This is a genomic window from Macellibacteroides sp. (genome assembly GCF_050251695.1).
GTDB lineage: Bacteria > Bacteroidota > Bacteroidia > Bacteroidales > Tannerellaceae > Macellibacteroides > Macellibacteroides fermentans.
In genome coordinates this window covers 1-3519 of sequence record NZ_JBFWMI010000168.1, presented here as the reverse complement: position 1 = coordinate 3519, position 3519 = coordinate 1, and the positions used below count along the sequence as shown (strand labels likewise).

General features: G+C 42.5%; 3 protein-coding genes. All 3 read right to left on the bottom strand.

From position 1 onward, the window contains the following. Window positions 1-218: 218 nt before the first annotated feature. Complete coding sequence (locus tag AB7E53_RS14565; RefSeq protein WP_446776512.1) at window positions 219-1262, bottom strand: 4Fe-4S dicluster domain-containing protein; 1044 nt, start codon at window positions 1260-1262, stop codon at window positions 219-221. Further along, a complete protein-coding gene (locus AB7E53_RS14560; RefSeq protein ID WP_446776510.1) occupies window positions 1262-1543 on the bottom strand; it encodes a hypothetical protein in 282 nt (93 codons plus the stop codon). The genes AB7E53_RS14565 and AB7E53_RS14560 overlap by 1 nt, the downstream gene beginning before the upstream one ends. A 44-nt stretch (window positions 1544-1587) precedes the next feature. Further along, window positions 1588-3519: CoB--CoM heterodisulfide reductase iron-sulfur subunit A family protein (locus AB7E53_RS14555; protein WP_446776508.1), on the bottom strand; the 1932-nt coding region annotated here is incomplete at its 5' end.

Below are 3519 nucleotides of genomic sequence, written 5' to 3'. Positions count from 1 at the left end.
TTTTCATAACGATCAACTATTCGTTTGACAGCTGTTTAATGCAAAGTATACATATGTGTAACTTGCATTCAACAATTGACAAACGCAAAGTAATCAAATGGCAAACGAATAGTTCTTCGTATAGAAAAGAATAGAAGACAGGATGTTTGTCATTAAATACCGGGCCATCTTATTATAAATCCGCTATGAGAGATTCGTTTGCAAGTCGTGCTTCTCTCTCAGTCTTTCAGTTTATTAAAATAGAGAGCAAAAGACCGATACATAAAATGAGTCCATTTGCCGAAGGGAACAATGATCAGTGCCCATTGAACCAGTACGGTCAGATGAACGATATACAACCATTTATGGTCCGACAGCAGATCTAAATCAATAAAGAGGCGGACTAAAAAGGCTGTTAATCCCATCAGGAACAACCATATCACAAATATCCAGTCGGATGGTTGGGAATGTTTGCTGATCTCTTTCTTCTTTTTGATGCGGCCACCCACGAAATCGACTGTAACACCGAATACAACCGCGCTTACCAGGTAACCGAAGATGATAACAACAAGGTAAGGCGACGAAAACCAGTTTAGAAACACCGTTGTGAAAAGGAGAGAGAGATAGCCTATCACCAATATAAAGTGTTCAAACCAGCGTACCTGATTATCATCGCACCCCAACGCACGTTTTTGAGTGAACATGTGGATAAAAAGCTCTCCGATACTTTGGATGTACTTCATCAGCGAAACCTTGTATCCGGGTTTGCGAATGGTATTGTTCCACATGCGTAGTATATTCGGCAACAAAATTATGATGCTAACCGCACCAATGGCAATCATCTCAAACAGGTGACCGAAATGAATCAGACTTTCAAGCTCGAACCCGACCGAATAGGCGAAAGCCATTACTCCTGCAAATAAAAGAAGAAAGGCCGATAAGCTTAATGGCAGCGATTTATACAGCAGTCCCGATAGTCCCGTCCAATCGTATTTGGATGTCAGGTACCGCCTCAACGACATCATAAGTTCACCCGGATTTGCTTCCTGCGGACAAAGCGTAGAGCATTCTCCGCAGTAGTAGCATTCCCAGGGTTTTAAAGATGACTTGATTTCCTCTTCCAATCCCAACGCACTTAGTCGTACCATTTCGCGTGGAAAAGAACTATTATGAGTCGATAATGTGCATACAGCCGTACAATTACCACAATTATAGCAGGCGTTAAAGTCTGCAGCTCCAAATTTTCTTAGCTCTTTCGAAAAAGAAGGATTAATTTTTGCCATTACCTTTTTAATTTGTAAGTATAGTATTCGTCCATATCATCAATTTCCCCCGTAACCACCAGTCCGTATTTTACTAAAGACAGCAGATGGAATACAACTTCGTTGGTGGGCATATTCAATTTCTCAGCCATCATCTTTACGGTCAGGTCTTCCGTCTGAAGGGCATCCAGCATCTGTTTTTTGATCCGGTTGAATTCCTTCAGATTATCAAGAGCCTGCGGAGATGCTCCACCCATTTTCTCGCGTAAGTATTTGGCTGTTTTCCCTTTTTCTATTTCCATAATTCTAAATTTACTTTTGTTTACAATAGGATAGAATTCCAAATTTATACCAGGGCATCTATTATGCTCATAATCTCGTTGCTGGAACAAGCAATAAGATTGATCGCATCCGGTTCACATACAGGAGCACACATACCACACCCTTTGCATACCGTGTTGTTAATGTCTGCAACCCATCTGCCCTCTTTTTCAACTTTTAATATAGCATCGAAAGGACAGGCCTTTTCGCAATTTCCGCACCACGAACATTTTTCGGGATCGATGGTAGCTACCAACGGCTCCGATTCTACTTCGCCTTTATTTATGATGGAATACGACTTAGTTGCAGCCGACAAAGCCGAGTTGACAGATTCCATACTGTTTTTCGGGCCCTGGCAGGTTCCTGCAATCGTAATCCCATCAATAACGGTCTCGACCGGACGAAGTTTCATATGTACCTCGTTATAGAACTTGTCTCTTCCTTTAGGCAGTTTGAACAAGGTGCCGATCGTAGTATCAGAACGAGGTACCATTCCGGTTACCAGTACAACTAAATCTGCTTCTACTTCAATTTCCTTTCCTTTAGTGAGAATATCGTTCACTTTTACGACAGGCTTTTTCCCTTCCGTATTTACAACCGGAAGATCCGAACCTGTGGATTGCAGGTAGATATCTCCACCTTTTAGTGAATCGGCATAAAGGACCTCCTGCTTTCCGTAAGTCCGTAATCCACGATTGAAATGGAAATTGTTTATGTCTGCAAACTTTTTACGTGCTGTAAGCGCAGCATGTATGGTGGAGGTACAGCAGTTGCGCGAGCAATAGGTATTACCACCTTCGGGTTGCCTGCTTCCTACGCAATAGATATACGCAATGTTTTTGATATTTCTTTTTTTGAATACCAGACGATCCCCATTATGCGAATCGATCAACCGCTTAAATTGCGGCAACGTAATCACATACTCTGATGTGCCATATCCGTATTCATTATATTGGGGGGTATAGGGATCGAAACCGGTAGCCACCAATACAGAGCCTACGGCTAATTCGATAATTTCTTCTTCTTCGGATAGGTTGATGGCACTGCAGACTTTTTCGCATGCTCCGCAACGGGTACAATTTAGACTATCAATAACCGGTAATTGTGGAAATTGAGCCGCACTGTTTTCATAAATGGCTTTTCGTCTGCTTAGATTGAAAGTAAACGAATCGTCTACTTGAACCGGACATACCCCGATTGCTTTTTTCAGTTCCTCTTTTTTATAGAAACCCTGAATGTAACGAGGGGTGCGCTTTATTTTTAATGTAATATTTCCAACGCTACCTTTGTTGGAAACTACTTCACTATTCGTATAAATGGTTATGTTGGGATGGCTGAGCAATTCGCTATACAACCTTGAAATAAGTTCGGGGCCGGTCTCAGAGATAGTAGATAAGGAATCCCATTGTGCCACACGTCCCCCAACAAAAGGCGTGTTTTCTATCAATATCACTTCGCAATTTTTCTCTGCCAGAGACAGGGCGGCTTTCATACCGGCAATACCGGCACCGATAACAGCAACGGACTTCAGAGCCTTCACTTTGTTTGTCTCCAGTGCTTCCGCATAAGACGATTTGGCAATTGCCGCTTTTACCAGATGAATCGCCTTTTCCGTAGCGCCGGCTTTGTTGTCCGAATGCGCCCAGGAGGCTTGCTCGCGGATGTTGGCATGTACGTATGTATACTTATTTAAATCTGCCCGCTGACTTACATTACGGAACGTCTGGAGGTGCAGTTTAGGAGAGCAGGATGCGACAATCACTCCATCTAACCCGTACTTTTTTATATCATCCACCATATCCCGCTGGTTAGCATCGGAACAGGCAAACATGGTTGTTTTAGACAATACAACCAGATCTACTCCTTCCACGGCCTGACGTACCTTTTCTACATCTACATAATCGGAAATATTGCCGCCGCAGTGACAAATGTATACTCCTAATTTTTTCTTTTTCAT